We start from the raw sequence: 26,885 nt of genomic DNA, 5'->3' as shown, positions 1-26,885 counted from the left end.
ACCGCTTGGTTGGTTTGTTAGGGTGAAGTTCGAAGGAACTTCCCTGGCCGCCAAGACCGGCGAAAGACCGCGAGGATCCACGAAGAGCCGCGAAGATCCCCAAGGATCGCGAAACGCCCACGAAGGAGACGTCATGCCACGTCAGGAACGAGCCGAACGCACCCGTGAGCTGGTCGTCCGGGCCGCCGCCGCCCGCTTCGACACCGCCGGGTTCACGGCGACCAGCCTGAGCGACATCGTGGAGACGGCGAAGGTGTCGAAAGGGGCCCTGTACTTCCACTTCGAGTCCAAGGAGAAGCTGGCCGAGGCGGTCGCGATCCAGTCGGGCGCCGGCTGGCGGGATGTGCTGCGGGCCGCCAGGGCACCGGGAGGACCGATGCTGCAAGCGCTGATCGACATGACCCACGACGCGGCCCAGCGCATCCACCACGACGTGGTGTTCCGGGCGGGGCTGCGGCTGTGCGACGAGCGGTGGCCGGGCGAGGACCGGTTCCCCAGCCCGTACCCCAGCTGGAAGCGGGCCCTGACCCTGCTGCTCGCCCGGTCGGACCGCCGGGGGGAGCTGCTGCCCGGGCTGGACGTGCGGGAGACCGCCCGGATGCTCACCGCGACCACGGCCGGGATCGAGACGCTCTCCCGGAAGGACCGGGGCTGGCTGACCACTCCGGTGGTCGCCGCGGCCTGGGAGACCCTGCTCCCCGCGCTGGTGCCGGCGGAACGCGTCGCCTGCTTCCGCCCCTGCGGGCGGGTCCCCCTGGTCCCCCGGCAGCCCTCCGCCCCGGAACGCGAGATCCGCGAGGGGCGTGAAGGGCGCGAGGGGCGCGAGACCAGGGGCGCTGTCGGCACCCGCCGCCCCCGCCCGGCCCCCCTGGGGTGAGCGGGAGGCCCGGCGCAAAATCGCGGCGGCCTGGCGGTACGCACGAGGGCACGGCGGCCCCCGGGTGGGGGCCTTTGGGTGGGGGGCGGCCCTCGGGCGGGGCACGGCCCTCAGACGGGGCGCGGCCTCCGGGCGGGGCACGGCCCTCAGGTGGGGCGCGGCCCGGTCGTGCGGGCCGCATGATGAAGCCGCCGCCGCACAGGGGCGGCGACGGCTCGGTGGGGTGTCTCAGCCCGCGGCGGCCTGGGAGAGGCGTGCGCCCCGGTCCGGGCCGGTGTCCATCCGGGTCAGCGCGGACGGCACCGCGACCGCCGGCAGGATGTGCCTCCACATCGCCGACACCCGCTGCTCCAGATCCAGCAGGCCCGAGCTGACCTGCGAGAACGCCTGGATCCCGGTGAACGATCCGACGATCAGCTCGGCCGTCTCACGGCAGTCCACATGCGGCAGCACCTCTCCGTCGCGCTTGGCCTCCTCCAGCAGCTCCTCACACACCTTGGCCCAGGCCAGGAACGGGCTGTGCGCCGCGAAGTCGACGGACCCGCGCTCCAGCGCCAGCCGGCTGCCGGCCCGCAGCATCGCGTCGTTGGGCAGGGCGTGGGCCACGGTCATCGCCAGGTCCACCACCTCCTGCAACTTCGACGTCTGGGGCAGGAAGTTGGGGTGGAGGGTCTGCTCCTCCAGGACCCCGCGGGCCAGGTCCTCCTTGGACGGGAAGTGGAAGTACAGGGCGCCCTTGGTGACCGGCACCCGGGACAGGATCTCCTTGATCGACGCCGCGTCGTAGCCCATCTCGTCGAAGACGACCGCCGCGCCCTGCAGGATGAGCCGCCTGGTCTCCACTGCCCGCGCCTGTCGTGCCATGCGCTTTCTCCCGTTGCTCTCGCCACCCCGTCGCGGCCGGTACGGCGGCCGGACCGGCTGGTACGACAACTTAGCAAGTTGTCCTCTCGGACCGGTAGAAAAAAACCGGCTGCCCTGTATTGTGATCCTCACACGACAGGGGTTCGAAATCTCCTTGGGGGGGACATGTCCGACTCGCTGCTCATGCTCGAAGTGGAACCGCAGGCCCCGCACACCGCGCCCGGTGGCGCGTACCCGCACATCTTCATCCCGGCACAGCGGCAGTCGTCCAGACCGCAGCCGCACTTCACCACGACGGTGCCGAAGGAGTACGTCCACCGCGCCGCCGTCGCCGAGGTGCTGCTGACCGGCTGGCAGCCCCTGGACGAGGACCGCTTCGCCGTCTCCGCGCAGTGGCCGCGGGCCCACAGCTACTTCACGTCCCTCTGCGGGACGTCCTACGACTCCACGCTGGTGGCCGAGACGGTCCGCCAGGCCGGCACCCTGGTGGCGCACGCCGAGTACGGGGTGCCGCTGGACAGCAACTTCATCCTCAACGACCTCCAGTACCTCTGCGACCCGACGGAGCTGGAGGTCCTCGGGACCCCGGCCGAGCTGGCGCTGGTCGTGACCTGCTCGCAGATCCGCCGCACCCGTGCCGGGCAGCTGGCCGGGATCCGGTTCGACGTGGAGATCCAGCGCGACGGCCGGTCGGTGGGCTCGGGCATGGCGAAGGCGACCATCCTGCGGCCGGAGGTCTACCGCCGTATCCGCGGCGAGCACCTGACGCAGGACCCGGGCGCCGGGGCGATGCTGTCCGAGCCGGTCGCACCCGCGCTGGTCGACCGCCGCTACGCCCCCGACGTGGTGCTCTCGCCGGGCGAGGGCGAGGGCCGCTGGCTGCTGCGGGCCGACCAGCGCCACCCGGTCCTCTTCGAGCACCCCGGGGACCACATCCCCGGGATGGTGCTGCTGGAGGCGGCCCGCCAGGTGACCCGGCTGCTCGCCCCCGGCTCCACCGCGATCGCGGCCGAGAGCTCCTTCACCCGCTATGTGGAGTTCGACGCGCCCTGCCTGATCGAGGCGGAGGAGCTGGACTCGGACGACCCGGCGGTCCGGGTGGTGTCCGTACGGGCCGAGCAGGACGGCCGGACCGCGTTCAGCAGCACCATCACCCTCGCCGCGCCCCCCGCGTAGAGCACCCCGTACCCCTCTCGGCCCCGCCCTGGGAAGACCGGAACGGCGAACGGGGACCCGCGGTACACCCCCGTTCGCCGTCCGCGCGGCTCACAGGATGGTGAACCCGCCGTCCACCGGAAGGACCACCCCGGTGGCGAAGGAGGAGCGGTCACTGCACAGCCAGGCCGCCGCCTCGGCGATCTCCTCGGGTTCGGCGGTCCGCGACTGCGGGGTCAGCTGGTGCAGCAGCGGCTCCACGGCGGGGTCCGCCTGGAACCACTCGGTCACCATTTCACTGCGGGTGGTCCCCGGGGCCACCGCGTTGACCCGGATGCCCTGGCCGGCGTACTCCGCCGCGGCCGCCCGGGTCAGCCCGACCACCGCGTGCTTGGACGTGACGTAGGGCGCCGCGACCGGGGTCGCCACCAGGCCGCCCACGCTGCTGGTGTTGACGATGGACCCGCCACCGGTCTCCAGCATCGCGGCGATCTCGTGGCGCAGGCAGTTCCAGACGCCGCGGACGTTGGTGTCCATGATCCGGTCGTAGACCTCGTCCTCCATCAGGTGCAGCGGCGTCTGCCCCACCCCGTACCCGGCGTTGTTGAAGGCCGCGTCCAGCCGCCCGAAGTGCTCGACCGCCGCCCGTACCGCCTCGGCCACCTCGGCACCGCGCGCCACATCGGCGACCGCGTACCGGGCCTTGTGCCCGGCACTCTGCAACTCGTCCACCAGCTCCGCCAGTTGCGGCTCTCTTCGGGCCACGAGCAGCACCGAGGCGCCTTCCCGCGCGAAGACCCGCGCGGCGGCGGCACCGATCCCGCTGCTCGCACCCGTTATCAGGGCCACCTTGCCGGCGAGGAGCCCGCTCTTCTGAGATGTCATGCCCGATTCATAGCGCACGTCAGCGGTCCGCGAACTGCCTTTCGACCGTCAGTTAACCCGCCTGAAACGCCTGTTGCCCCGCTCACCCGGTCCAGCAGGTCCCCGCCGCCGCCTCGGCGTCCAGGGTGCGCACCAGCTCCTCCCCGATCCCGGCCGGCGAGCGCACCAGATGCCGCACCCCCGCCTCGCGCATCGCCGCCCGCTGGAAGCCGTACGCGAAGTCGCTGGGGTTGCCGATGAAGGGCACCCCCAGCCCCCGGGCCGTCTCGGCGACCCGCGCGACATCGTCGATGACCAGCACCTGGCCCGGCCGGAGCCCGAAGGTCTCGGTGACGATCTCCCGCAGCCCGGGGCGGTAGGCGTCCGTGCACACATACCCCGGGTCGTCGAAGAGCCCGGCGTGCTCGCCCAGGGCCGCGTCGAAGTGCGCGCGCTCCAGCCCCCCGTAGCAGACCGTGCGCAGCCCCAGCGAGCGCAGCAGCCCGACCAGGGCGAGCGCCCCGTCCAGGATCCGCACCGGGTGGCGCTCCAGGTACGCGGCCCGTTCCCGGAAGTACTCCTCCAGGACCTTCTCCGTGGACCAGGCGAGCCCCGCCGCCTCGGCGATCGCCCGCGCGGCCTCGGCCTGCCGCTGCGAGAAGATCCGCCGCTCCAGCTCCGCCGTGTAGACACCGCCCCGGCTCACGATGAAGTGGTGGATCACCGGACTGAAGGTGTCGTTCAGCATCACCCCGTCGATGTTCACCGCGGCCGCCCGCAACTGCGTGAGCCCTCCGCCCGCCATGCCCTCTCCCCTCGGTCGGGACCCTCCCCAGGCGAGCGAGCGTAGCGGGTCGGCGCGTGGGACGGGACGGCCTCCCAAAGCCCGGGCGTCGACCCACTCGCGGAGTGGGACGGCGGCCCGCCGGAGCGGGTGACCCCGTCCGGCGCGGCCTCGGCGCCCCGGGCTCCGGGCTCCGGGCTCCGGGCTCCGGGCTCCGGGCTCCGGGCGAGCTCACCCCCGTGAAGCTCGACCCCGAACCGGCCCGCGCCGCTCATCTCCCCCGCACCGACACTCCAGTGGCGGCGAAGCATTGGTAACGTACACCAGAGTGGCCGTTCGGCGTCAACCAGAGTGTTGCCGGGGCCACCCCGAGAGGCTTCGAGAAACACTGTGGTGGGCGCAGGCCCGGCAGCACGCCAAGGAGGTCGTGTCACGTGGAGGATGACCAGTCGCCCACCTTCGCCCAGCTCCTGGACTACCTGTTCCGCGAGGTACACCCCCCTTCCCGGGGGCCCTACACCTACGCGGAGGTGGCCGAGGGGATCCGCGAGGCGGCGACCGGAGAGGGGCGCGGAGTGACGGCCAGCGCCATCCAGCAGCTGCGCACCGGCGCCAAGCGGAACCCGACGCGGCACACCATCAAGGCCCTGGCCGACTTCTTCGGCGTACCGGCGGGCTACTTCGTCGACAACGCGGCGGCCGAGCGCACCAAGGCGGAGATCGGCCTGCTGGCCGCCATGCGCGACCAGGACGTCCGCAAGGTGGCCCTGCGCGCCAACGGCCTGAGCGTCGACAGCCTGAGGATGCTGTCCACCGTGATCGAGCAGGCCCGGAAGCTCGAAGGGCTCACCACCGACGACAGCGCCCAGGGCCTCGATCTGGACGACTGAACCGCACCCCGACACGATTTGTGGTCGCTCGCCGCCAGGAGGGGCTCAGCCGCGCTCTGCGACGAATCCGGCGCGCCGAGCCGCACGGCACCTCCGCCGGGGCATCCCGCCCGTACGGCGCGGTCGCGCACATGTCAGCATGGGGCGCGCACACCGGGCTCCCGCAACGGCCCTCCCCTCCCCCACCGGCGTCACCAGAGTGTGAGGACATGGACCTTGAGCAGCTTCGCGCCGCGTGCGAGGCACGCGTCGAGGCGCTTGGGCTCCCGCACCGCTTCAGCACCCGCGATCTCCGCGACGCCGTGGCCGAACAACGCGGACGCCCCATCATCCTGCGCCCCCTGAACACCCTGGGCGCCGTGGACGCTCCGTGCGGGATCCGGCTGGAGACCCCGGACGCCGACCTGCTGTTCTACGAGGAGGCCACCTCGCCCCTCCACCAGAACCACATCCTCGCCCACGAGATCAGCCACATCATCTGCGACCACCCCGGCAGCCTGGAACTGGACCGGGACACCCTGCGCGCGATCGGGTTCGACCCCACCCTCGTCCGGCGCATGTCCGGCCGGACCGGCTACACCAGCCGGGACGAGCGCGAGGCCGAGGTCATGGCCAGCGTGATCCGGCAGCTCATGTACCGGGGACGCGAAGGCCCGCCGAGCCGGCCCGCCAGCGGCGCGGAGAGCTGGGACGCGCTGTTCGCCAAGCCACACAGGAAGAAACGCCACCGGAAATGATCAACGTCCTCTTCACCGGCACGGCCGTCGTGCTGCTGTGCTTCGCCGCCTACTGGGTACGGGGGCGCGGCGGACACCGCCCCACGGGCACCTGGGCGATGGCGGCACTGCTGACCTCCTTCGCCCTCGCCTTCGCCTCCTACGCCCCCGCCGTGGAGCGGGCGGTCGAGTCGGTGGTCCCCCATGTCGCCCGGCTCCTCAGCAACGCCTTCACCCTGACCGCGGCCACCTCGGTCCTCGCCTTCCTCTTCCAGCTCAACCTGGACCGGGAGCGGGCCCATCGGCAGATCCGGCTGCGCGTGATCGTCCTCGCGGTCGCCGTCGCCGGTATGACCGCCTTCTTCGCCGCCGAACAACTCACCGGCCGCAACTCGGCGTTGTACGCGTGCTACGTACTGATCTACATCTCCTACCTGGCCTACACGGCCAAGGACTTCCTGCTCCAGACCTGGACCCAGGCCCGGCGCTCGACCCGGCGCAGCCAGCGCTGGGGCCTGCGCACGACCTCGGTCGGCTGCGGCTTCGCCCTCGTCTACGCCGCGTACAAGCTCGTCGCCCTGGTCTCCATCGGCCTCAGTCTGGGACTCGTCCCCGACCACTCCCGCTGCTCGACGCCGCTGACGCCGTTCCGCTGCGCGTTCAGCGTGACCGCGCCCGCTGTCGCCGTACTCCTCATCACCGTGGGACTCACCCTCCCCGCCCTCCTCTGGCCGCTCAGCCAACTCCGCCGCCGACGCTGGGAGCGCGCCTCCTTCGACGCGCTGGAACCGCTGTGGCGGGAGGTCACCTCGGCGGTGCCCGAGGTCGTACTCGACCCGGGCAACACCGGAGCCGGCACCCACGATCTCGACTTCCATCTGCACCGCCGGGTCATCGAGATCAACGACTGCGTGCTGGCCCTGCGCACCTACCGTCCCGCCTCGGTACGCGACGCCGCGGCCGCCGAGGCCGCCCGGCGCGGCACGGCCGGCACCCCCGAGGGCGACGCCGAGGTGGAGGCGGCGGTCATCGCCGCGGCCGTCGCCGCGAAGCGCGCCGGAACCACCCCGGACGGCGACGGGGCCCCGCCCGCCTCCGGAACCGCCTCCCGCAAGGGCGACCTCCCGGCGGAGACGGCGTGGCTGCTGCTGGTGGCGGACGCCTACCCGCGGCAGCCGGCATCCGCGCACGCGGAGGCGGCCTCATGACCGCCCCCCGGCAGGACCCCCTGCGCGACCCCCGCTTCTTCACCGACCCCTATCCCACCTACGACCGGCTGCGCGAGAGCTGCCCGGTCCGACGGATCCCCACCGGCTCCGGCGGCCACCACTCCTATCTGATCACCGGACACGCCGAGGCCCGCGAGGCGTTCACCGACCCCCGGCTGTCCAAGGACACCGCCCGCTTCTTCGCCGACCGCCCCTCGAACCGCGATCTGCACCCGGCCGTCTCCCGCAACATGCTGGCGAGCGATCCCCCCGCCCACACCCGCCACCGGCGGGTGGCGGCACCGCTGTTCACCACCGGACGCGTCCGCGCCCTGCGCCCGTTCATCACCCGGGTCGTCGAAGACCTCACGGCCACCTGGCACCCCGGCAAGGAGATCGACCTCGTCGCGGAACTCGCGGTCCCCCTCCCCGTCACCGTGGTCTGCGAACTGCTCGGAGTGCCGGAACCCGACCGCCGCCCACTCGCCGCCTGGTCCCACGACCTCTTCGACGCCACCGACACCGCCCGCATCGACGTCGCCTCGCACCGGATCGGCGACTACCTGACCCGCCTCCTCACCACCCCCCACACCGACTCCGGCTCCGACGCCCTCCCCTCCTTCCTGCACGCCTGCGACCAGGGCGGCCTCGACCAGGACGAGGCGGTCTCCCTGGCCGCCCTCCTCCTGGTCGCCGGCCATGAGACCACCACCCACTTCCTCGGCAACGCCGTCCTGGCCCTGCTCCGGCACCCCGAGGCCTTGGACCGGCTGCGCCGGGACCCGGACCTGATCCCCGGCGCCCTCGACGAACTGCTCCGCTACGACTCCCCGGTCAGCGTGGCCACCTTCCGCCACAGCACCGAGGACCTGCGCGTCGGCGGGGTCGACATCCCCTCGGGCTTCCCGGTGCTCATCGCCCCCGGCGCCGCCAACCGCGACCCGGCGGCCTTCCCCGACCCCGACCGCCTCGACCTCGACCGCGACGCCGGCGGCCACCTCTCCTTCGGCCACGGCATCCACCGCTGCCCGGGCGCCCCCCTGGCCCGTGCCGAGGCCGAGATCGCCCTCCGCACCCTGCTGACCCGCTTCCCCCACACCCGCCTGGCCGTCCCCGCCGACTCCCTCACCTGGCGCCGAACCCGCCTCACCCGCGGCCTGGCCGCCCTTCCCCTCGTCCTCGGCTGACCGGCATCCGGCCCGTCCTATCCGGCCGGGCGGGCCGCGGATCCGTACGCCGTCCGCACGGCGGGCATCGGCCGGCCGCCGCCGAAGGCCGCCTCCACGAAGCACTGCTCGTACGCCGCATCGGCCCCGTCCCGCAGGGCGCGCCGCAGGGTCCCGGGGCCCGGCGGGTCCGCGCGGGTCCAGCCCGCGCGCAGCAGGGAGACGGCGAAGCCGGCCAGGAAGGCGTCCCCGCAGCCCATGGTGTCGGTGACGGCCTCCGGCGGGGACACCGGGCGCGCCGGGGCGGCGACCCAGGTCCGGCCGTCGTGGACCAGGGCCCCGGCGAGGCCGCGGGTGGCCAGGGCCAGGCCGGCCCCCCGGCGTACCGCCCCGGCGAGCAGCGCCCGGGTGGCCGCCTCGTCCAGGTGCGAACAGGAGAGCAGCACCAGGTCGGTGTGCGGGCACACCCGGTCCAGGTAGCCGGGGGTGCGGTACTCGTCCTCGTCGGAGAGGTCGAAGCTGACCAGCGGTCCGGCCGCCGCCAGCCGGGGCAGCCGGTCCTCGATGCGCGAGTAGACACTGGAGTGCACCAGCGAGAACGAGGCCGCGTACGCGAGCGACCCCGGGTCCAGCACCGGGGGTTCGCGTACGGTGACCCCGCCGCCGTTCCAGCCGGTGAACACCCGCTCGCCGTCCCGGACCTCCAGCGTGGACACCCCGCTCTCGCCGGGCCGCACCGCGCAGTGGTCCAGGGCGACGCCCTGCGCCGCCACGGCCGTGCGCAGGAAGGCGCCGAGGTCGTCGTCGCCGAACACGCCCAGGTAGGCGGCGTCCAGGCCGAGGCGGCGGGCGTAGACCGCGACGTTGACGCAGTTGCCGCCGGGGTAGTCGGTACCGCGGTCGGTGAACCGGTCGATGACGTTGTCACCGAAGCCGAGGACTTTCACAGGGGTCTCCTCGAAGCGCGCGCCCGCCACCGGTGCCGGGGCGGTCGAGCGCGCCGGCACCGGTGGCGGAGACAGGACAGGGGGAAGGGGGCGCCGGGCGTCCGGCGCGGGGCTCAGTAGTCCATGACGCGGTAGTAGCGGCGCAGGTCGAGGGAGTGGTCGCGGACCCGCTCCAGGTGCTTGCTGACCCGGTCCATGACGGTGTCGAGCACCAGCGGGGAGAGCAGGCCGCGGAACTCGGGGCTGATGCCGTCGAGCGGGTAGTCGCGGGTGTCGAACACCGACACGTCCCGGGAGATCCGCTTCGCGAACGCCTCGGCGCGGTCGGTCAGCGGCCGGGTCTCGTCCTCGCCCTGGAAGACGATGACGCTGGTGTCCTCCTCCAGCAGTTCCAGCGAGCCGTGGAAGAACTCCGCGCTGTGCACCCGGGTGGTGCGCAGCCACTGCATCTCCTCCAGGATGCACATGGAGTACAGGTAGGTGAATCCCCAGAGGTTCCCGCCGCCGATGAGGAAGTGGTAGTCGGCGTCCTTGTGGGCCTCCGCGAAGGCCGCGGCCACCGGCTCGGCCTGCCGGGCCACGTCCACCAGCACCTTGGGCAGGACGGCGAGCTCGTCCGCGAGCCGGTCGTAGTCCGCGAACTCGCCCCGACGGGACAGCACTCGGCCGAGGAGCAGCAGCAACTGGACGTCGAACGGCCAGGCCTTGGGCGCCGAGACCAGCGCGACGTCCACCCGCTGCGCCACCGGCGAGTCCGGCAGGCCGGTGAAGCCGATGGTGAGGGCGCCCCGGGAGGCGCAGTGCTCGATGGCGCGCAGGCTGTCCTCGGTGGTGCCGGAGACGGAGGTGAAGACGGCGGCGGTCCGCTCGCCGAGCAACGCGTCGCCGGAGACGACGAGTTCGGCGGCGATGGCGGAGCGGACGGTCAGCCGCGAGGTGCGCCGGGCCAGGTGCTCGTAGGGCCACATCTGGGCGTAGGTCCCGCCGGCGCCGACCAGCAGGAGGGTGTCGTACCCCTCGTCCACCAGCCGGTCGGCGAGTTCCTCGATGCGGGGGCGGAGGGCGATCAGGCTCTCGGTCTGGGCGGTGAACTCGGTCTCGTTGAACGACAGCACGGTGGGGTCTTCCTTCGGTTCGAGGTGGTGGTACGGCATGGGTGGTGAGGGGACGGTGGTACGGGTGGCAGGCGGGGCGGGGGTCAGCCCGCGCGGCGCCGGGCCAGCAGGACGTTGGCGCCCGCCACCAACAGTCCGGCGGCGAAGATCAGCGTCCCCATGACGTTCACCTGGGGCGGCACCCCGGTGCGGGCGGCGCTGTAGACCCACAGCGGGAAGGTGACGGTGCGCCCGGCGTTGAAGCTGGTGATCACGTAGTCGTCCACCGACAGCGCGAAGCACAGCAGCGCGCCCGAGACCACACCGGGCAGCAGCATCGGCAGGGTGACCAGCCGGAACGCCGTCCACGGGCCCGCCCCCAGATCGCGGGCGGCCTCCTCCAGCGTCGGGTCGTAGCCGGCCATCCGGGCGCGCACCGTGATCGCGACGTACGGGATGCAGAACGCCACATGGGCGACGACCACCGTGCCGTACCCGCGCGGTACGCCGAGGATGATGAACAGGGAGAGCAGCGCCGCGCCGAGGGCGATCTCCGGTGCGGCGATGGCCGCGAAGAGCAGCAGGTCCACCGAGCCCCGGCCGCGGAAGCGGTAGCGGCCCAGGGCCATGCCGATGGGGGTGCCCAGCAGGGTCGCGACCACCGCGACGACCAGGCCGATGCCGAGGCTGTTGAGCAGGGCGTCGGTGAGGTTGGGGATGGCGAACAGGTGCTCGTACCAGGTGAGGGTGAAGCCCTGCCAGGTGAAGTTCACCTTGCCGCTGGTGTCGTTGAAGCCGAAGAGGATCATCACGGCGATCGGCAGCAGCAGCCAGCCGATCACCAGCCAGGTCCACAGCCGCAGTCCGGACCCGCGGCGGACGGCCCGGCGGCGGCGGACGGTACGCGAGGGGGTGGCCGTGGTCGTCATCGCGCGGCCACCTCCAGCACGTCCTCGGTGCCCAGCGCCCTGGCGTAGAGGAAGACGGCGATCAGCAGGGTGCCCATCAGGAGGAACGACAGGGCCGCCGCCCCGGGGTAGTCGAGGTTGGTGAAGTACTCGGTCTGGATGATGTTGCCGATCATGGTGGTGGAGGGCCCGCCGAGGATCGCGGCGTTGACGTAGTCGGCGGAGGCGGGCACGAAGGTGAGCAGGACCCCGGCGAAGACGCCTGGCAGCGACAGCGGCAGGACCACCCGCCCGAAGGTCGCGGCCCGCCCCGCGTACAGGTCGGCCGCCGCCTCCAGCAGCCGGGGGTCGACCCGCTCCAGGGCGACGTACACCGGCAGCACCATGAAGGGCAGGAAGTTGTAGGCGAGGCCGCCGATCACCGCGTACGGCGTGGCCAGCACATGGAAGTCGCCGGGCAGCAGGCCGAGGTGCTTGAGCGGCCCGAGGACCACGCCGTTGTCGGCGAGCACCACGTTCCAGGACTGGGTGCGGATGACGAACGAGACGAAGAACGGCAGCAGCAGCAGGAAGAGGTACACCGACTTGTGCCGCCCGGCCCGGAAGGCGATCCAGTAGGCCACCGGGTAGCCGATCAGCAGGCAGCACACGGTGGCGGCGCCGCCGTACAGCAGGGATCTCACCAGCTGGGTGTGGTACGTCGCCAGCGCGTCCCCGTAGGTGCCGACGTGGAAGGTCTGCCGGAAGCCGTCGATGAAGTCACCGGTCTGGAGCGACAGCGACAGCATCACCAGCACCGGTGCGACGAAGAAGGCGGCCAGCCAGAGCCAGCCCGGCAGGACCATCAGATACGGGGCGAGGGCGGCGACCGGGCGGCGGCGCGCCCGCCGCGCGGGTGGGCGGCTCACGCCTGGTAGATCGGTTCGAACAGTGCGTTCCACTGCTTCTCCTCCGCTCGTTCGAGCACCCGCATGCGGCGCAGCCTGGACTGGTCGGACTCACTCGGGAACACCAGCGGGCTGGTGCTCAGCGCCTGGAGCGCGGCCCGCCGCTCGCCGGTGGCGGCGGCCGCCTCGCGGACGATGACGTCCCGGGCGGCGGGGACGGGGCAGATGAACTGCACCGTCTCGGTGATGCGCGCGGCGACCTCGGGCCGGTAGGCGTAGTCCATGTAGGTGAGGGCGTCCACCGCGCCGGCGGCGGTGACCGGCAGGCACAGGTTGTCGGTCCACAGCAGCCCGCCCTCCTCCGGGATGACGAACTCCAGCCGGGAGCCGCTGCGGTTGGCCTGGTAGACGTCTCCGGAGTAGACGAGCGAGGCCCAGAGGTCGCCGCGCTGGAGGGCCGACTGGTAGGTGGCGGTGGAGTACGCGCGCACCATGCCCGCGTCGCGCTGCCCGCGCAGCCAGTCGGCCGCCCGGCGCCAGTCCTCGGGGGTGGAGGTCTCGGGGTCACGGCCGATGGCGAGCAGGGCGACGTTGCCCATCTGCACCGCGTCGTTCCACATCCCGACCTTGCCGCGCAGCGCCGGGTCGCGCAGGTCCTGCCAACTGGTGATCTTGCGGCCGACCTTGGCCGGGTCGTAGCCGATCCCGGTCATCCCCGACTGCCAGGGCACGGTGTAGACGTTGCCGGGGTCGAAGGAGCTGTTCTTGTAGGCGGCCCCGGCGTGGCGGGCGAAGTTCGGCAGCCGGGAGTGGTCCAGCGGGGCCAGGTAGCCCAGCTCGATGTACTTGGTGAGGTAGCTGTCGCTGCCGACCACCATCAGGTCGTGGCCGATGCCCTCGCCGGAGGCGAACAGCGGTTGCGTCTTGCCGAACCAGGAGGCGCTGTCGTCGATCAGCTCCTGGTAGGTGATCTCGATGCCGGTCCGCCTGGTGAACTCCTCCAGGGTGGGGTGGCGGCTCTGGTCGGCCGGGTCGGCGTCGATGTACTGGGTGTAGTTGACGAAGTCGAGCTTGCCGGTACGGCGTCTGCCGGACCAGAAGTCCCGTACGGCGGCGGCGATCTCGGCCCGGCCGGTGGGTACGTCCTTGCGGGCGCCGGGGACGGAGCAGGCGGCGAGCGGGGCGAGGGCCGCGGCACCGAGGGCGGACCGCAGCAGGGTGCGCCGGGACGGCCGGGGTGCGCCGGGCGGGGGAGGCAGGAGCATGGCGGTGGACCTGTCGTCAGCGCGGGGCGGGGGCGTCCGGGCCCGGCGCCGGAGCGGGCGCGGGGGCCGGGGCGAGCGGGTAGGAGTGGGCGGTGGCCCAGGTGAGCCAGACGGTGTCGCCCCGCCCGGGGGTGAGCGCGGCGGTGCCGTCGTTGGGCTGGAAGACGGTCAGCTCGGTGCCGGTGGCGGTGCGCACCGCGTAGCTGGAGGAGGTGCCGAGGTAGACGACCTCCTCCACGGTCCCCCGGATCCGGCTGACCCGGCCGGTCGGCGGGGCCGCGCCGAGCGTGATCTTCTCCGGCCGTACGGTGACCTCGACCGGTGAGCCGGCCGCGGCGCCCTCCGGCAGCGGCAGTACGACCTGCTGGCCGTCGCCGAGGTCCAGCACGCCCGTCCGCGCCCCGGCCTCCGCTCCCGACCCCGTCCCGCTGTCGGCGAGCCGCCCGGAGAGCACGTTGGAGGTGCCGATGAAGCCGGCGACGAAGGCGGTGGCGGGCCGCTCGTACACCTCCCTCGGCGGTCCGACCTGCTCGACCAGCCCGCCGTTCATCACGGCGATGCGGTCGGACATGGTCAGCGCCTCGGCCTGGTCGTGGGTGACGTAGACGAAGGTGATGCCGACCTCGCGCTGGATGCGCTTGAGCTCCAGCTGCATGGACTGGCGCAGCTTGAGGTCCAGCGCGCCCAGCGGCTCGTCCAGCAGCAGCGCCCGGGGGCGGTTGACCAGGGCGCGGGCCAGGGCGACGCGCTGCTGCTGGCCGCCGGACAGCTGCCGGGGGCGGCGGTCGGCCTTGTCGGCCAGTTCGACGGTGTGCAGCATGCGGTCGACCCGGTCGTGGATCTCGCCCTTCGGCACCCGGTGGCGGCGCAGGCCGAAGGCCACGTTGTCGGCGACGCTGAGGTGCGGGAAGAGCGCGTACGACTGGAAGACCAGGTTGACGTCCCGCTGGTCGGGCGGCACGCCGACCATGTCGCGGCCGTGCAGCAGGATCCGGCCGCCGGTCGGTTCCTCGAACCCGGCGATCATGCGCAGGGTGGTGGTCTTGCCGCAGCCGGAGGGGCCGAGCAGGGAGAAGAACTCGCCTTCGCCGATGTCCAGGTCCACTCCGCGCACGGCGGCGCCGTTCGCGGCGCCCTTCCGGTCCCCGCCGTAGTCCTTGACGACGTCGACGAGGCTGATGGCGGGGCCGGGCGGGGTGGTGGCGGTGTCGTGGGCCGGCGGTGGCGCGGCGAGGGTGTCGGGGGCCATCCGTGGTACCTCCGGGGGGATCCGGGTGGGTGCGAAGCTCCCGGCCGCGGATGCGGCCGCGTCGGTGTACGACGTCATCGTCAGCGTGGTGCCCGGTGATTGATAACGTTACCAACGGGCCGTACCTTACCCACGCCCCTCGGCCATCCGTCAATGGTTGAATGCCGGTGGATCTCACCGACCCTTTCCCCGGCGTTCACCCGCCGGGCCGTCCCGGAGCCGCCGCCATGCCGCAACCCGCCCGCCCGCCCCGCCGCGTGACCATCCCCGACGTCGCCCGGCACGCCGGAGTCGGGCAGGCCACCGCGGCCCGGGTGCTCGGGGGCTACGGCTCCGCCAGCGCCGCCACCCGGGAACGGGTGCTGGCCGCCGCGGCCGAGCTGGGCTACAGCACCAACGCGGTGGCCCGCAGCATGATCAGCGGCCGGACCCACACCCTCGGGGTGGTGGTGGCCGACGTGGAGAACGCCTACTTCGCCCGCGCCGTACGCGGGGTCAGCGACGTGGCCGCCCGGGCAGGCCTGCAGGTCGTCCTCGCCAACACCGACGAGGACGCCCGGAAGGAGCGGGCGGCGGTGCAGATGTTCGTCGAGCGCCGGGTGGACGGCCTGGTGGTGACCCCCGCCGGGTCCGACCACGCCCACCTGGACAAGGCCATCGCCTCGGGCATCCCGGTGGTCCTCCTGGACCGCGCGCTCGGCGGCGCCGGGCTCGACAGCGTGGTGGTCGACAACCGGGACGCCGCCCAGGCCGCCGTCGCGGGCCTGACCAGCCGCGGGCACACCCGGATCGCCGTCATCACCTCCGCCTCACCGGCCGACGACGCCGCCGCCCTGGCGAGCGGCGCGGACATCTGGACCACCACCGAGCGCCTCACCGGCTACCGCCAGGCCCTGCGCGCCGCCGGCATCCCCCGCACCGCCGAGATCGTCCGCCACACCGGCTACGACCGCGCCCGCGCCCGCGCCGCCGTACTGGGCCTGATGACCGCCGACGACCGGCCCACCGCCGTCTTCACCACCGACAACGTCGCCACCCTCGGCACCCTGGACGCCCTGCGCGACCTCGACGCGCACCTCCCGGACGACGTGTCGGTCATCGGCTTCGACGACGCCGAATGGGCCACCCTCATCCGCCCCCGCCTCACCGTCGTCAGCCAGCCCGTCCAGGACCTGGGCGGGCTGGCCGCGGAGATCCTGCTGCGCCGCATCGACGGCTCCACCGCCCGCCCCCGCCGCCACACCCTGCGCAGCACCTACATCGACCGCGAGTCCACCGCCCCCGCCCCCGCCACCCCCCGCCCCCTGCGACTGCCGCCACCGGCCTGACCGCCGGGCCCCCGTCCCGTGCGCGGCACCGCCACCACCCGTCCCCCGAAGGCCCGATGCGGGCTCCCCCGACGCGGCGTCCCGAACCGTCAGCCCTCCAGGAGCACCCGGCAGCGGCATCCGACACACCGGTGCCCGGACAGGCCGCCGCGGCCTGTCCGGGCACCGGTGTCCCTCACCGAGCCGGTCGGTCGGTCAGCTGCCGGCCGGCCTCGGGGCGACCACGCAGTTGGACTTGCCCGACTCCAGCGCGCCGTTGACCGCCGTCATGCAGAACTCGTAGTTCCACACGCCCGGGAACAGGTACGCGACCCCGTGGTTCGTCTCCTGGACGACCATCTCCTCGGCCTTGGCGGGGCTGCCGTCGTGGATGTTGCGGATCCACACGCGGTAGCCGCCCGCCTGGGGAGAGCCGGTCCACTTCAGCTGGACGGTCGTCGGGTCGGTGGAGGTGACCTTCAGCCCGGTCGGGGCCGGCGGGGTGCCGGCGCCGACGACGACCGGCCGGCCGGCGGCGGGCAGACCGCCGCCCGCCTTGTTCCAGGTCTGTACGGCCAGGGCGTAGCGGTGGCCGGGCTTCAGGCCCCCGAAGTGCAGGGCCTTGCCACGGGTACCGACGGACTCCACGAACGCCCCGGGGGTGTCCAGGTCGTAGGCGAGCACCCCGTACCGCTCGATGGTGTCGGTGTACGGGCCGGTCGGGGTGCCCCAGGCGAAGTCGATGCCGGTCGCGGTGGGGCGGGTGACGATGCCCACGGGTCCGGACGCGGTCTTCGGGTGGGCCGTGGCGCTCACGGTCCCCGACCACTCGGAGACGGCGTCCCCGTTGTTCGTCCGGACCTGGTACTCCCACGTCTGGCCGTCGACGAGCCAGGTGGTGTCGAACCGGTTGCCGATGGAGCGGGTGGTGCTCCAGTCGGTGACCCCGGCCAGGCGGGAGCGGACCTCGTAGCCGTACGCCCCGAAGACCTGGTCCCAGGTGACGACGATCCCGCTGTCCTCAGAGGCGGCCCTGACGTTGACCGGTGTGCCGAAGGGGCGCGACGGGCCGGTGGTGGGGACCCGGGGCGCGGAGGAGCCCAGACCGAACTCCGTGTGCAGGGTGGACCCGAACGCGCCCGCGATCTGGTACTCGCCCACGGCGTTGGGGTGGAGTCCGTCGTAGGCGGCGGGGCACCTGGCGGGCGCGCAGTCGTAGGCGCCCTGCCAGTCGACGAGCCTGACCGGTGAACTCCCGGTGCTCCAGCGGGGGACGGCGTCGGCCAGCAGCTTGTTGTACGCGGTCGTGTTGCCGATCAGGTCGTCGCGGCCGTCGATCTTCGTCCGGTGGGGGACGTTGGCCAGGGCGAACTTGAGGTCCGGCTTGGCCGCGCGGGCCTCGTCCACCAGCGTCTTCATGCTGGCGAGGGTGCCGGAGGCGTCGCTGACGAACCAGCCCATGTCGTTGAAGCCGAGGCCGACGAGCATCAGGTCGGGCTTGTACCGGGCGACCTGCTCCTTGATCAGGCTCTTGTCCTGGGCTGCCTGCCGTCCCCACACCGCGAAGTGGTCGCTGTCGAAGAGCTCCACGTCCCTCGCGTAGGCACCCAGGGTCCGGGGCGGGCCGGGTGCCGGTTCCGGTTCGCCCTGGAGGCGCGGCGGTTGCGGGGCGGAGCCGTTGTCCTGGGGCTTGGTGCCGGTGTAGGGGCCGACGAAGTCCACCGGTACGCGCTGGTCGCGGAACCACTGCCACAGCCGGTAGCGCCAGGTGTAGTCGCCGTCGTGTCCCTGGGTCATGGAGTCGCCGACGACCATCACCCTCAGCGTGCTGCCGCCGCTCCGGTTGCGGGCGATGATGTCGTCGAGGAGCTTCCCGCCGGGGAAGTCCATCATGACGACGCCGAGCCGGTCCAGCGTCTCCCGGCCGCCGAACTTGTCGCCTCGGCCGGAGTGGAACTCGGGGCAGCGGCCGTTCTCCCCCTGGAGGCACTGCCTGAGGAAGGAGTTGACCCCGGTCGCCGTGGGGGTGCCACCGGCCACGGTGTAGGGGTGGGCTCCCCCGCCGGTACCGCTGGTGTAGTTGATGTACAGCGCGCCCGGCTGGTACGGATACTCCTTCTCGCCGGGCCGCGACGAGTCCCAGGTCCCGTTGGACCGGCGCAGATGGGCCCGCACCTTCTCCCACTTGCCGGCGATGTCGCTGATGGTGGCGACCTCGTACTCGTCCTGGACGTACTCCTTGTTGGAGCCGCCGGCCGGATAGGCCTGCTTGATCCCGTACCCGTCGTAGATGCCGCCCTTGGTGCCCCGGAAGCCCATCAGCACGACCTTCCCGCGCACCTCCCCGAGGCTCGGGACGCGGTCCGCCTGGCCCCGCCCGGCCACCGACGGGCCCCAGAACAGGTCCCGCCACGCCGTGTCCTCGGTGAACTCGTCTCCCTTCCCGGTGTACGAGCGGCCGTCCAGGTAGGAGTCGAAGACCTTCCGGCGCCATTCGTCGGTACGGAAGCCCTCGGCGTCCTCGCAGCCGAAGGTGCCGCCGTCGCACTCGGCCTTCAGATGCAGCAGCACCGTCTCGCCGGGCTTGTCGCGCAGGAAGTCACGGGTCGCGTTCAGGACGTCGGTGAAGTTGGCGTACTGGTAGGCGCTGCCGTGGTGGATGGTGAACTTCAGCCCCTCTGCGCCCTTGTCGAGCCGGACCCGGATGTCGAGGGCCCTGATACCGGCGCGGAACTGGGTGGTCAGCGTCTTCGCGCTGAAGCCGTGGTTCTCCTGGGTCTGGGTGATGCTGGTGGCGATGCCGCCGCACTTCCCGGTCTTCGGGTCGAGCTCCCCGCACAGCGCGAGACTGTCATGGGTGCCGGGCACCGAGAGCCAGGACAGGCTGGTGCCGTCCGCGACACGGGACATCCAGTCGGCGTTGGCCTCGGAAGCGCTGGTGATGCTGTTGTAGGCGTCGCTCGCCTGCGCCGGCGTGGCGCCCAGGGCGATACCGGAGAGCGAGAGCACCAGGGCGAGTAAGGCCCCGAACACGGCCCTGCCGCGCTGCCGCGGCTCTCGCGTCGTCCGGGCGGTAAGGGAAGGCATCTGCACCTCGTCGGGACTGGGCCACGTCATACGCGGTCACCGGATGGGACGCCCGAAGTCTGGCAGCGCACCAGGACAGAAGGTCCAGACCTTCCCCCGACGTGTAACCGAGATCACCCGCCCCTGTCCGTCAGCCCCCGGTCGGCCGCGCGGGGCGGCAGCGCATCAGCAGCCCTCCCCGAACTTCACCGCGGTGAACTCGACCGGCTGCCCGTTCAACGCCGTACCCGCCGAAGGCGATTGAGCGCACACCTGCCAGTTGCTCTCCATCAGCACCATCCGCCCCTGAGCCGCGTCGGTGACGGTGATCGACGTACCGGAGTCGAGCGCGTCGCGGGCGACCTTCACGGACTTCCCGACGAAGTCCTGCATGGTTCCACCGGCCGCGTCCGGCGCCTTGGCGTCGCCGGCCGGGCACTCCTCCTCCAACTTCACCGCGCCGAAGTCCAGCGCGGTGTCGGTCGGGACGGTCTTGCCGGCCGCCACGTTCTGCGAGCAGACCTTCCAGTTCCGGTCGAAGGCCTGCACGCGACCCCGCCCGGCGCTGTCGTGCGACGTGAGGGCGAAGAAGCCCGCCTCCTGCGCGGCGTCCTGGGCGGACTGCAGCCCCATGCCGACGAAGTTCAGAACCGCCTTCCTCTCGGCCGACGCGTCGGCGGTGGGCCGGGTGGCGGCGGATGCGGCCGGGGTCGACCCCGTAGCGGCCGGGCTCGGCCCGGTGGCGGCCGGATCGCAACCGACGAGGGCCACCGCGGCAGTGCACGCGAGCACGGCGATGACGGTACGGGTGTTCAACGCGTCCCCCAGGATGGTTCGTGAGGACCTGACCGTAGCGAGCGCCCGACCCTCCGTGGTGCCACACGCTCCCGTGGTGATGGAGTTGTGACCAAGCAGCGGAGAAGAGGTGCGATCACCCTGCCCATGGTCGGGGTGCCGAATGCCCCGAGCCCCTCCGCGGGACACGGCACAAGGCCAGGACTGTCCGGCGGCCCGCTCGGGCTGGCGCCGCCCGGGAGGCATCGGTGAGCTGCGGTTCACAGCGGTGGCGGAGGGCCGGCAGACCCGCGGTGGCTGATCCACAGCCTGTTCTAGGATGACGAAGACCATCTCAGCGGCCCGACGGGCTTCCGCCCCACTCCTGTGGAACCGAAGGACATGCCCCCACCCGCACGAGCTACTTCGTGCTGCCTGGGGGCACTTCCTTGCTGTTCCGTGAGTCCGCGGCGTCGCTGGCCAACCGCACCCGCGTTGAAGGACGGCTGGTTGAGCTCCTGACCGAGAACTTCCGGCACAGACACCGCCACCAGCCGCAGCCGTCGGAGGTGCGCTCCTGGGAGCGGAGCATCCCGGCGCTCGTCCACGCGCTCATCGAAGCCGGGCTCGGTGAAGTCGAGATGATGTTGGAGTACGCGCTGCCCCTGACCAGCAAGCGCGCGGACGTGGTACTTGCCGGTGTTCATCCGAGTACCAGGGAGCCCTCGTACGTGGTGGTCGAGCTGAAGCAGTGGAGCGAGGCCTACCCGGAGGAGGACGATCCGCTGCTGTGCCGCATCGACACCTACGCGGATCCGATCCTCAACCCGATCGAGCAGGTGCGCGGCTACTGCGACTACCTCATCTCGTTCAACGGCGCGTTGGAGCGGATCCCCGACTCGGTCGCTGGGGTCGCCTACCTGCACAACGCGACCGACCTCGGTGTGGCGGGGCTCCGCGCCGTCACCGAGGACGATCGGGGCCGGATGTTCACTGGTGACCAGCGTGGCGCCTTCCTCGGCTACCTCCGCTCCAGGCTGGCGGCGAAGCCGGGTGCCGAGGCAGCCGACGCCCTGCTGCAGGGCAAGGTGCGACCGTCAAGGCAGCTGATGGCCGTTGCCGCCGAAGAGGTGCGCAACCGGGAGCAGTTCGTGTTGCTGGACGAACAGCGACTCGCCTACGAAACGGTCATGTCCGCCGTTCGGCAGGCCCGACGGTCCAACCGCAAGCAGGTCGTCGTCGTGGCCGGCGGGCCAGGCTCCGGCAAGAGCGTGATCGCCCTCTCCTTGTTGGGCGACCTCTACCGGCGCGGGGTACCGGCCCTGCACGCCACTGGTTCGCAGTCCTTCACCAAGACGATGCGCAAGGTCGCCGGCGCCCGCAAGCCTGAGGTCCAACGACTCTTCCGCTACTTCAACAGCTTCATGGAGGCTGAGCCGAACGACCTCGACGTGCTGGTCTGCGACGAGGCGCACCGGCTGCGCAAGACCTCCGCCAACCGCTACACAAAGGCGGCTCTGCGGACCGGCCGACCGCAGGTGGCGGAGCTGATGGACGCCGCGCGGGTTCCGGTGTTCCTGCTGGACCAGCACCAGGTGGTGCGTCCCGGCGAGATGGGAACCGTGGAACAGATCCGGTCCGCCGCGGCCGAGCAGGGACTGGACTGCACAGTGGTGAATCTCGACAGCCAGTTCCGGTGCGGTGGAAGCGACGCCTACCTGCGCTGGGCGGTCGATCTCCTGGGGCTCGAAGGAAACGCACCCACCGTGTGGGAGCCGGACGGCAAGGTACAGCTCCTGACCGCGGACACCCCCCAGGAGCTGGAGGACTTCCTGGCCGCCCGACGAGCCCAGGGCTACGGCGCACGCATGTCCGCGGGCTACTGCTGGAAGTGGACGACGAAGATCACTTCCAACATGCACACCCTGCCCACCGATGTAGTCATCGGCGACTGGGCCAGGCCGTGGAACCTCTTTGGCGACCGCGCCCTGCTCGGCGCCCCGCCGGCACCCCTCTGGGCCACTGACCCGGCAGGGTTCGGACAAGTCGGGTGCGTCTACACCGCGCAGGGCTTCGAGTACGACTGGTCGGGCGTGATCATGGGTCCGGACCTCGTCTGGCGTACGGGCCGATGGGTGGTGGACCGAAGCGCCTCGAAGGACCCGTCCTTCACCAGGGCCACCGCCGACGAGGACGTCGACCGCCTCGTCCGCAACACGTACAAGGTGCTGCTGACGCGGGGCATGATCGGCACGATCATCTACTCGACGGACCCGGAGACCCGCGAAAAGCTCCGCTCGCTGATCCCCCCGACGCTGTGAACGTCGTAGGCACCCGGTCACGCCTGGGGCGCACGTGCGACTGGGACTGGAACTGGGAAATCCGTACTCCTGCGCGGACTCACGAGATAGCATAATCGCGCTGCGCACCTTCCCGGAGGGTACGAGGCTGCAGTGCGTGTGCTCGCCCCAATGAGCTGCCGGTGAGGAATGGTTGTGCCCGTCGTGTGTTCCCATGCGACGCGAGCGTGGATGCCCGGTAGGGCGTCCCCCTGCCATTCCCATCTCACTGTTCTGGAGTGGCCATGACCTCAGTCGAGTGCACGTGTGCGCGTCGTGAACGGATCCGCGAGATCCTGATCGAGATCGCCGCCGCAGTCGTCTCCAATCTCCTGGTGACGGCCCTGGTCGCGATGGCAGGCCTGCTCTTCTAGTGCGGGCCGGTGGCGGGCCCGGTGAGTCCGCCACCTCACTCATACGACAGCTCTTGTCAGAACAGCCTCATCTCGGGAGCTTGCGACTCCCCGCCCTTCCGACGTCCCCCCTTGCTCCTGCCCCGCCCCCGCCCTCGGCCAGGTCGGGGCAGATGCGGTAGACGCGCCTCCACCGGCAGGTTCTCCCACGTGGGACGCAGCCCGTGGATCTCGGCTTTGCCGACGAGGTCCTTGAGGTAGTCCCGGGTCTCCTGGTCCGTGGAATAGAGCACCGTGGCACGACTGGCCCGGGTCATCAGCACGTGATAAGCGTGCCGGACGAGACGCGCGAACTCGTCGTCATCGACACTGCCGGCCTTCACTTTGGGATCGAACGAACCGGGCTCTGCGACCCGCTTGACGCCCGGCTCCGCTGTCTTGAGTTCCTTGCCCCGCCGAAAGACCCACTGATCACCGCGGCGCACCATGTCATCACCCATGAGCACCCCGCACCAGTCCCATTCGAGTCCCTGCGCGGTGTAGACACAGCCGATCTGCCCCAGGCCGTTCTCGTGCACGGACCAGATCCTCGACGGCGGCGCCTCGTTCTCGCAGAAGCTTTCGCTGTCCGCGTTCCACGGCCGGTGCCACTCACCGATACGGACGTCGGCCTCCAGTCGCCGCTCCTCACCGAGCGGCTTGGTCCACGGCCAGCAGTAGCCGGCGACCATGCGCCCGGACGCACCGGCCAGCACTTCCGCCCGAATGATCTGCTCGAGTTCTTCCGGGGTGTCCGCCACCTCGATGTGCATCAGTCCGTCCGGGCGCCACTTGCCGGGCTCCTCGTCCGTCACGCCGAGCAACGCCTTCACCCAGCGGACGTAGGCGTCGCTGCCTCCGCATCGGAACTGTTCCCTCAGCTTGTAAGGAATGACCAGAGCGTCGTGTCGCTCGGCTGCGTCCTTGATCAGATCGGCGGTTCCGACCTCGTTCGGTCTCACGGACTGCCCCTCGTCCAGAAAGAACACCGTCAAGCGGGACGCAGCCAGGAGCTCATCGACCTGCGGGCCGGTTCCCTGCTCTTCGGGTTTCCAGAATCGGCTGGTCGACCGATCCCGGAGCCGATGTGCCTCATCGCAGATCAGCACGTCCAGGAGCGGGTCGGGTGGGGTGACGAAGCTGCTGAAATAGGTGAACGTCTCCCTGAACTGCCGATCCCCATAGCCGACGTGCTCTTGAAGAGCCCCGTTGAACGCCCGGCTGCCGCTGGCGTATTTGACCGTACGGCCTTGGGCCTCCAGCTCTGCCTTGATCTGCAGGCCGATCGCGCTCTTACCGGTTCCCGCCCCGCCCGTCACGAGGAAGACCACACGTCGCTCGTCCGGCACCACGGCGGGCCGTCGAGGATCCGGCAGGACCCTCGAGGCAGTCTCCAGGACCTGATCCGCGACCACCTTCTGCCGGCCTCGCAGGGTGAAGACGGTGTCGGCTCCGCGGGACCAGATCATGGCATCGAGCAGCGGAGTGTTCCGCAGTCCCATGCTCTGCAGCATTCTCTCGGCCATGGAGGCCGCGCCGTTCTCCGCGAAGTTCGTCCTGAGATCGGACAGCAGTTGCTCGCGTCGGTCACTTGTGTAGACGCGGGCATAGGCACCTGTCGGCGCGTCCACGTCGATCAGGGTCCTCACGGATTCCTCGGTGGCATTGTGCAGGTAGGCGAAACCGCCGCATTCGAAGTCGGCACCGTGAAACGGACCTCGAGGACTCGTGAACGCCTCGTAGTTCGCTCTCAGTTGCAGCGCCGGATGCCTCTTCTCCTCTTTGATGCCAGGCACATGCAGAAGGCCCGCGGCCGCCTGCTCCACCCGGCTCACCGTCGACCAGCGTTTCAACTCGACCAACTGCACGGAAGGCACGTGCCGCTCTGGATGGCGCCCCACCAGAACGACGTCGACAAGACGGGGATCGCCGGGGCAGACCGCCTCGTCGAGAGTGGCCGCACACTCGACGATCATCTCCACGTTCCCCCGTCCCGCCGCGACCAGGTCGCTCGCAAGGCTCACCAGACTCTCCGCCCAGGCGGAACGCTCGGACTCCGAGGCGTCCGCTCCCCGGAAGTACCGCCACCGGGCCGCCAGATGCGGCACCATCCGGTCGCGCGAGTCGAGAGTGAGCAGATCCTGAGCCGAAAGTCTCAGAAGGAGCATGGACACGAGGTGGTTCCCCCAGGGCACGAGTGACTCGTGCGGGTGGGGGCCTGTCCTGTCCAGGAAGCCCGTCGGGCCGCAATTCGGTTGTGGTGATCTTAGGCGGTAAGGCCTGGCCATCCGAAAACAGCACCATGGCCGGCGGCCGGAACCGCGGCGAGCGGGTTTCCTCGAAGACCCGCCGGAGCAGCGCGGGAGAGCCGCTCTGGTTGCTGATAGGGACTCTCATCTCGCGCGACTCGTTCCAGTAACCCTCGCGGGCTCACGCGGCCGTACAGCGTGGGGAATGGCGGCTTTCACCCGTCGGCATGGTCCGGTCATGTGGCCAGGTCCAGCCGTTCACCGACGGCCAGCACACGTGCACGCGATCCGGCGTGCTTGCGCAGTTCCCTCGCCGGGTCGGCGACTTCGACGTAGCCGGCGATCTTGTCCGGTTGCTCCGGCTCGTAGTGGATCGGTACCACGTACCGAGCGTCGAGGATCTCCGCCACCGCAGCCGCCTGCCCAGGGTCCAGCGCAGCAAGCACCGGGCTCGGCGGCTGCAGGTGTGGCGCGTCGACTACGGGACCGTTGGCGGGCAGGAACACCGCGTCGAACGGACTGAACCGGCGCGCGATGAGCCACCAGTACCCGTGGAACATCGTGTCGCCACCGTGGAAGATCCGCTGCCCGTCGGCTTCCACCACCCAGTTCACCTGTGGGTCACCGAGCCCGTCCACGGCCGGGACCGCAGTGACGCGGACCGACCCGACCTCATGGGTGGACCAGGTGTCGACGACAGTGGCCGCCAATCGGTGCCCGGTCAGCTCACTCTCAGCGAGCAACGTCGCCACGTTGTCCACGTCGTCACCGTGGCCGGGAGCCGGTCGCAGCACTGGCGCTCCCGGTACCAGCACCTCCGCGAGCGCGGGCGCGTCGGTGTGATCCCGGTGCAGGTGGGTGACCAGCGCGGCATCGACCTTCCCGGTCGGCGCTGCCAGCCAGTCACCGGGCTTCCACCCCGTGAACAGCGGCGTGATGTCGCGCACATAGTCGATCACCAGCCGCTTGCCACCGGCCTCGACTTCCAGTCCTGCCCAGCCCAACCGTCGCACTCGCATGCCGTACTCCCCGATCTCGGTAACGGCGATCAATTTAGCGTACGCACGTTCTCTAAGTAAATGGCTGACGCTCGTTCGCTATGGTTGTCTCATGTCGCCACGCCGCTCAGCAGCCGAAGCGCTGGCCACCAGGGGCCGCATCCTCAGCCGTGCCGCTGAGATCGCCTCCGAGGAAGGGCTGGACGGCATCACCATCGGCCGACTCGCCGAGGCACTGGAGATGAGCAAGTCAGGAGTGCACAAGCACTTCGGCACCAAGGAGTCGCTGCAGATCTCCACGCTGGACAAGGCGTTCGTGGATTTCTGGCACCGGGTGGTCGAGCCCGCACTGGGCGAACACCCAGGTCTGCGGCGGCTGCGTGCGGTGTGCGCCAACTCCGTGGACTACCTGGAAGCGCCGCTGCTGCCCGGCGGCTGTCTGATGACCGCGGCGCTCACCGAGTACGACGGCCGCCCCGGCCGGGTCCGCGACGCGGTGGCCGAAGTGTGGTCACGCTGGCAGGAACAGCTGCGGACAGACCTGACCGTCGCGGTGGAGAACGCGGAACTGCCAGACGGGTTCGACATCGACCAGGCCCTGTTCGAGATCATCGCCGCCGGACTGGCACTGAACGCGGCCATGCAGCTCCAGCATGACCGGACGGCCGCGGACCGGGCCCGCCTCGCGATCGAGAGGGCACTGAGCCGGCCCTGACCGCAGGACAGTCGACGGCAGGCCAGGGATGTGCCGTCCGGCTCGGCGAACCAGTGGTCTGGCTGCTGGTCGCCCTGGCGCCGGGTGGGGGCGAGGAGGGATTGCCGGGAGAGCGGCGTTCCCGCAGGCGCAGGGCCTCTTCACAGGTGCTGCCGCCAAAGGGAATGCGCT

At 71.3% G+C, this 26,885-nt stretch carries 23 protein-coding genes; 10 read left to right on the top strand and 13 right to left on the bottom strand.

The window, feature by feature from the left end; translation table 11 throughout:
* The first annotated feature begins 133 nt into the window (after positions 1-133).
* Complete coding sequence (locus M1O15_RS00815) at positions 134-877, top strand: ScbR family autoregulator-binding transcription factor (protein WP_248631170.1); 744 nt, start codon at positions 134-136, stop codon at positions 875-877.
* A gap of 228 nt (positions 878-1,105) precedes the next feature.
* Here M1O15_RS00815 and M1O15_RS00810 read toward each other — a convergent pair whose 3' ends face one another.
* Entirely contained in the window at positions 1,106-1,741 is a 636-nt protein-coding gene (locus tag M1O15_RS00810; protein ID WP_248631169.1) for a ScbR family autoregulator-binding transcription factor, read from the bottom strand.
* Between the two features lie 165 nt (positions 1,742-1,906).
* Here M1O15_RS00810 and M1O15_RS00805 point away from each other — a divergent pair, with 165 nt between their 5' ends.
* Positions 1,907-2,917, top strand: coding sequence for a ScbA/BarX family gamma-butyrolactone biosynthesis protein (locus tag M1O15_RS00805; RefSeq protein ID WP_248631168.1), 1,011 nt, complete (start codon positions 1,907-1,909; stop codon positions 2,915-2,917).
* A gap of 90 nt (positions 2,918-3,007) precedes the next feature.
* On the opposite strand, the gene M1O15_RS00800 is transcribed toward M1O15_RS00805, so the two are convergent.
* Positions 3,008-3,781, bottom strand: a complete 774-nt coding sequence (locus tag M1O15_RS00800; protein WP_248631167.1) for a glucose 1-dehydrogenase — start codon at positions 3,779-3,781, stop codon at positions 3,008-3,010.
* Between the two features lie 82 nt (positions 3,782-3,863).
* Positions 3,864-4,565 (bottom strand): HAD family hydrolase, encoded by a 702-nt coding sequence (locus M1O15_RS00795; RefSeq protein WP_248631166.1) that lies wholly within the window; start codon positions 4,563-4,565, stop codon positions 3,864-3,866.
* Between the two features lie 413 nt (positions 4,566-4,978).
* Here M1O15_RS00795 and M1O15_RS00790 point away from each other — a divergent pair, with 413 nt between their 5' ends.
* The 4 genes from M1O15_RS00790 (at position 4,979) to M1O15_RS00775 (ending at position 8,545) form a co-directional block, all read left to right on the top strand.
* On the top strand, positions 4,979-5,434 hold the full coding sequence (locus tag M1O15_RS00790; RefSeq protein WP_248631165.1) for a helix-turn-helix domain-containing protein: 456 nt from the start codon (positions 4,979-4,981) through the stop codon (positions 5,432-5,434).
* A 209-nt stretch (positions 5,435-5,643) separates the two neighbouring features.
* On the top strand, positions 5,644-6,171 hold the full coding sequence (locus M1O15_RS00785) for a regulator component (protein ID WP_248631164.1): 528 nt from the start codon (positions 5,644-5,646) through the stop codon (positions 6,169-6,171).
* Positions 6,168-7,358, top strand: coding sequence for an MAB_1171c family putative transporter (locus M1O15_RS00780; protein ID WP_248631163.1), 1,191 nt, complete (start codon positions 6,168-6,170; stop codon positions 7,356-7,358). The genes M1O15_RS00785 and M1O15_RS00780 overlap by 4 nt, the downstream gene beginning before the upstream one ends.
* On the top strand, positions 7,355-8,545 hold the full coding sequence (locus M1O15_RS00775; RefSeq protein WP_248631162.1) for a cytochrome P450 family protein: 1,191 nt from the start codon (positions 7,355-7,357) through the stop codon (positions 8,543-8,545). Before M1O15_RS00780 ends, M1O15_RS00775 begins: the two co-directional genes overlap by 4 nt.
* 17 nt (positions 8,546-8,562) lie before the next feature.
* On the opposite strand, the gene M1O15_RS00770 is transcribed toward M1O15_RS00775, so the two are convergent.
* From M1O15_RS00770 to M1O15_RS00745, 6 genes are all read right to left on the bottom strand, one after another.
* A complete protein-coding gene (locus M1O15_RS00770; RefSeq protein WP_248631161.1) occupies positions 8,563-9,471 on the bottom strand; it encodes a PfkB family carbohydrate kinase in 909 nt (302 codons plus the stop codon).
* A 113-nt stretch (positions 9,472-9,584) separates the two neighbouring features.
* The gene (locus M1O15_RS00765) at positions 9,585-10,625 is read right to left on the bottom strand and encodes an SIS domain-containing protein (protein WP_248631160.1); all 1,041 of its coding nucleotides are present in this window, start codon (positions 10,623-10,625) and stop codon (positions 9,585-9,587) included.
* A 44-nt stretch (positions 10,626-10,669) separates the two neighbouring features.
* Positions 10,670-11,494, bottom strand: a complete 825-nt coding sequence (locus M1O15_RS00760; RefSeq protein ID WP_248631159.1) for an ABC transporter permease — start codon at positions 11,492-11,494, stop codon at positions 10,670-10,672.
* Complete coding sequence (locus tag M1O15_RS00755) at positions 11,491-12,318, bottom strand: ABC transporter permease (protein WP_282576100.1); 828 nt, start codon at positions 12,316-12,318, stop codon at positions 11,491-11,493. Before M1O15_RS00755 ends, M1O15_RS00760 begins: the two co-directional genes overlap by 4 nt.
* Positions 12,319-12,377: 59 nt before the next feature.
* On the bottom strand, positions 12,378-13,625 hold the full coding sequence (locus M1O15_RS00750) for a polyamine ABC transporter substrate-binding protein (RefSeq protein ID WP_248631157.1): 1,248 nt from the start codon (positions 13,623-13,625) through the stop codon (positions 12,378-12,380).
* Between the two features lie 16 nt (positions 13,626-13,641).
* Entirely contained in the window at positions 13,642-14,874 is a 1,233-nt protein-coding gene (locus tag M1O15_RS00745) for an ABC transporter ATP-binding protein (RefSeq protein ID WP_248631156.1), read from the bottom strand.
* A 227-nt stretch (positions 14,875-15,101) separates the two neighbouring features.
* Here M1O15_RS00745 and M1O15_RS00740 point away from each other — a divergent pair, with 227 nt between their 5' ends.
* Positions 15,102-16,202 (top strand): LacI family DNA-binding transcriptional regulator, encoded by a 1,101-nt coding sequence (locus tag M1O15_RS00740; RefSeq protein ID WP_248631155.1) that lies wholly within the window; start codon positions 15,102-15,104, stop codon positions 16,200-16,202.
* 195 nt (positions 16,203-16,397) lie between these two features.
* On the opposite strand, the gene M1O15_RS00735 is transcribed toward M1O15_RS00740, so the two are convergent.
* A complete protein-coding gene (locus M1O15_RS00735) occupies positions 16,398-19,298 on the bottom strand; it encodes a phosphatidylinositol-specific phospholipase C domain-containing protein (protein WP_248631154.1) in 2,901 nt (966 codons plus the stop codon).
* 135 nt (positions 19,299-19,433) lie between these two features.
* Positions 19,434-20,039, bottom strand: coding sequence for a hypothetical protein (locus M1O15_RS00730; protein WP_248631153.1), 606 nt, complete (start codon positions 20,037-20,039; stop codon positions 19,434-19,436).
* A 431-nt stretch (positions 20,040-20,470) separates the two neighbouring features.
* Between M1O15_RS00730 and M1O15_RS00725 the strand changes: the two genes are divergently transcribed.
* Complete coding sequence (locus tag M1O15_RS00725) at positions 20,471-22,342, top strand: DUF2075 domain-containing protein (protein ID WP_248631152.1); 1,872 nt, start codon at positions 20,471-20,473, stop codon at positions 22,340-22,342.
* A 263-nt stretch (positions 22,343-22,605) separates the two neighbouring features.
* Positions 22,606-22,734 (top strand): DUF6408 family protein, encoded by a 129-nt coding sequence (locus tag M1O15_RS00720; RefSeq protein WP_248631151.1) that lies wholly within the window; start codon positions 22,606-22,608, stop codon positions 22,732-22,734.
* A 56-nt stretch (positions 22,735-22,790) separates the two neighbouring features.
* On the opposite strand, the gene M1O15_RS00715 is transcribed toward M1O15_RS00720, so the two are convergent.
* Complete coding sequence (locus M1O15_RS00715) at positions 22,791-24,920, bottom strand: DUF2075 domain-containing protein (protein ID WP_248631332.1); 2,130 nt, start codon at positions 24,918-24,920, stop codon at positions 22,791-22,793.
* 317 nt (positions 24,921-25,237) lie between these two features.
* Positions 25,238-26,020, bottom strand: a complete 783-nt coding sequence (locus M1O15_RS00710; RefSeq protein ID WP_308282188.1) for an MBL fold metallo-hydrolase — start codon at positions 26,018-26,020, stop codon at positions 25,238-25,240.
* A 91-nt stretch (positions 26,021-26,111) separates the two neighbouring features.
* Here M1O15_RS00710 and M1O15_RS00705 point away from each other — a divergent pair, with 91 nt between their 5' ends.
* Positions 26,112-26,714, top strand: coding sequence for a TetR/AcrR family transcriptional regulator (locus M1O15_RS00705; RefSeq protein ID WP_248631149.1), 603 nt, complete (start codon positions 26,112-26,114; stop codon positions 26,712-26,714).
* Positions 26,715-26,885 lie beyond the last annotated feature (171 nt).

It is taken from the genome of Streptomyces lichenis (assembly GCF_023218175.1).
Lineage (GTDB): Bacteria > Actinomycetota > Actinomycetes > Streptomycetales > Streptomycetaceae > Streptomyces > Streptomyces lichenis.
Note: the sequence above shows the minus strand (reverse complement) of the source record. Positions and strands in the feature narration are given on the sequence as shown.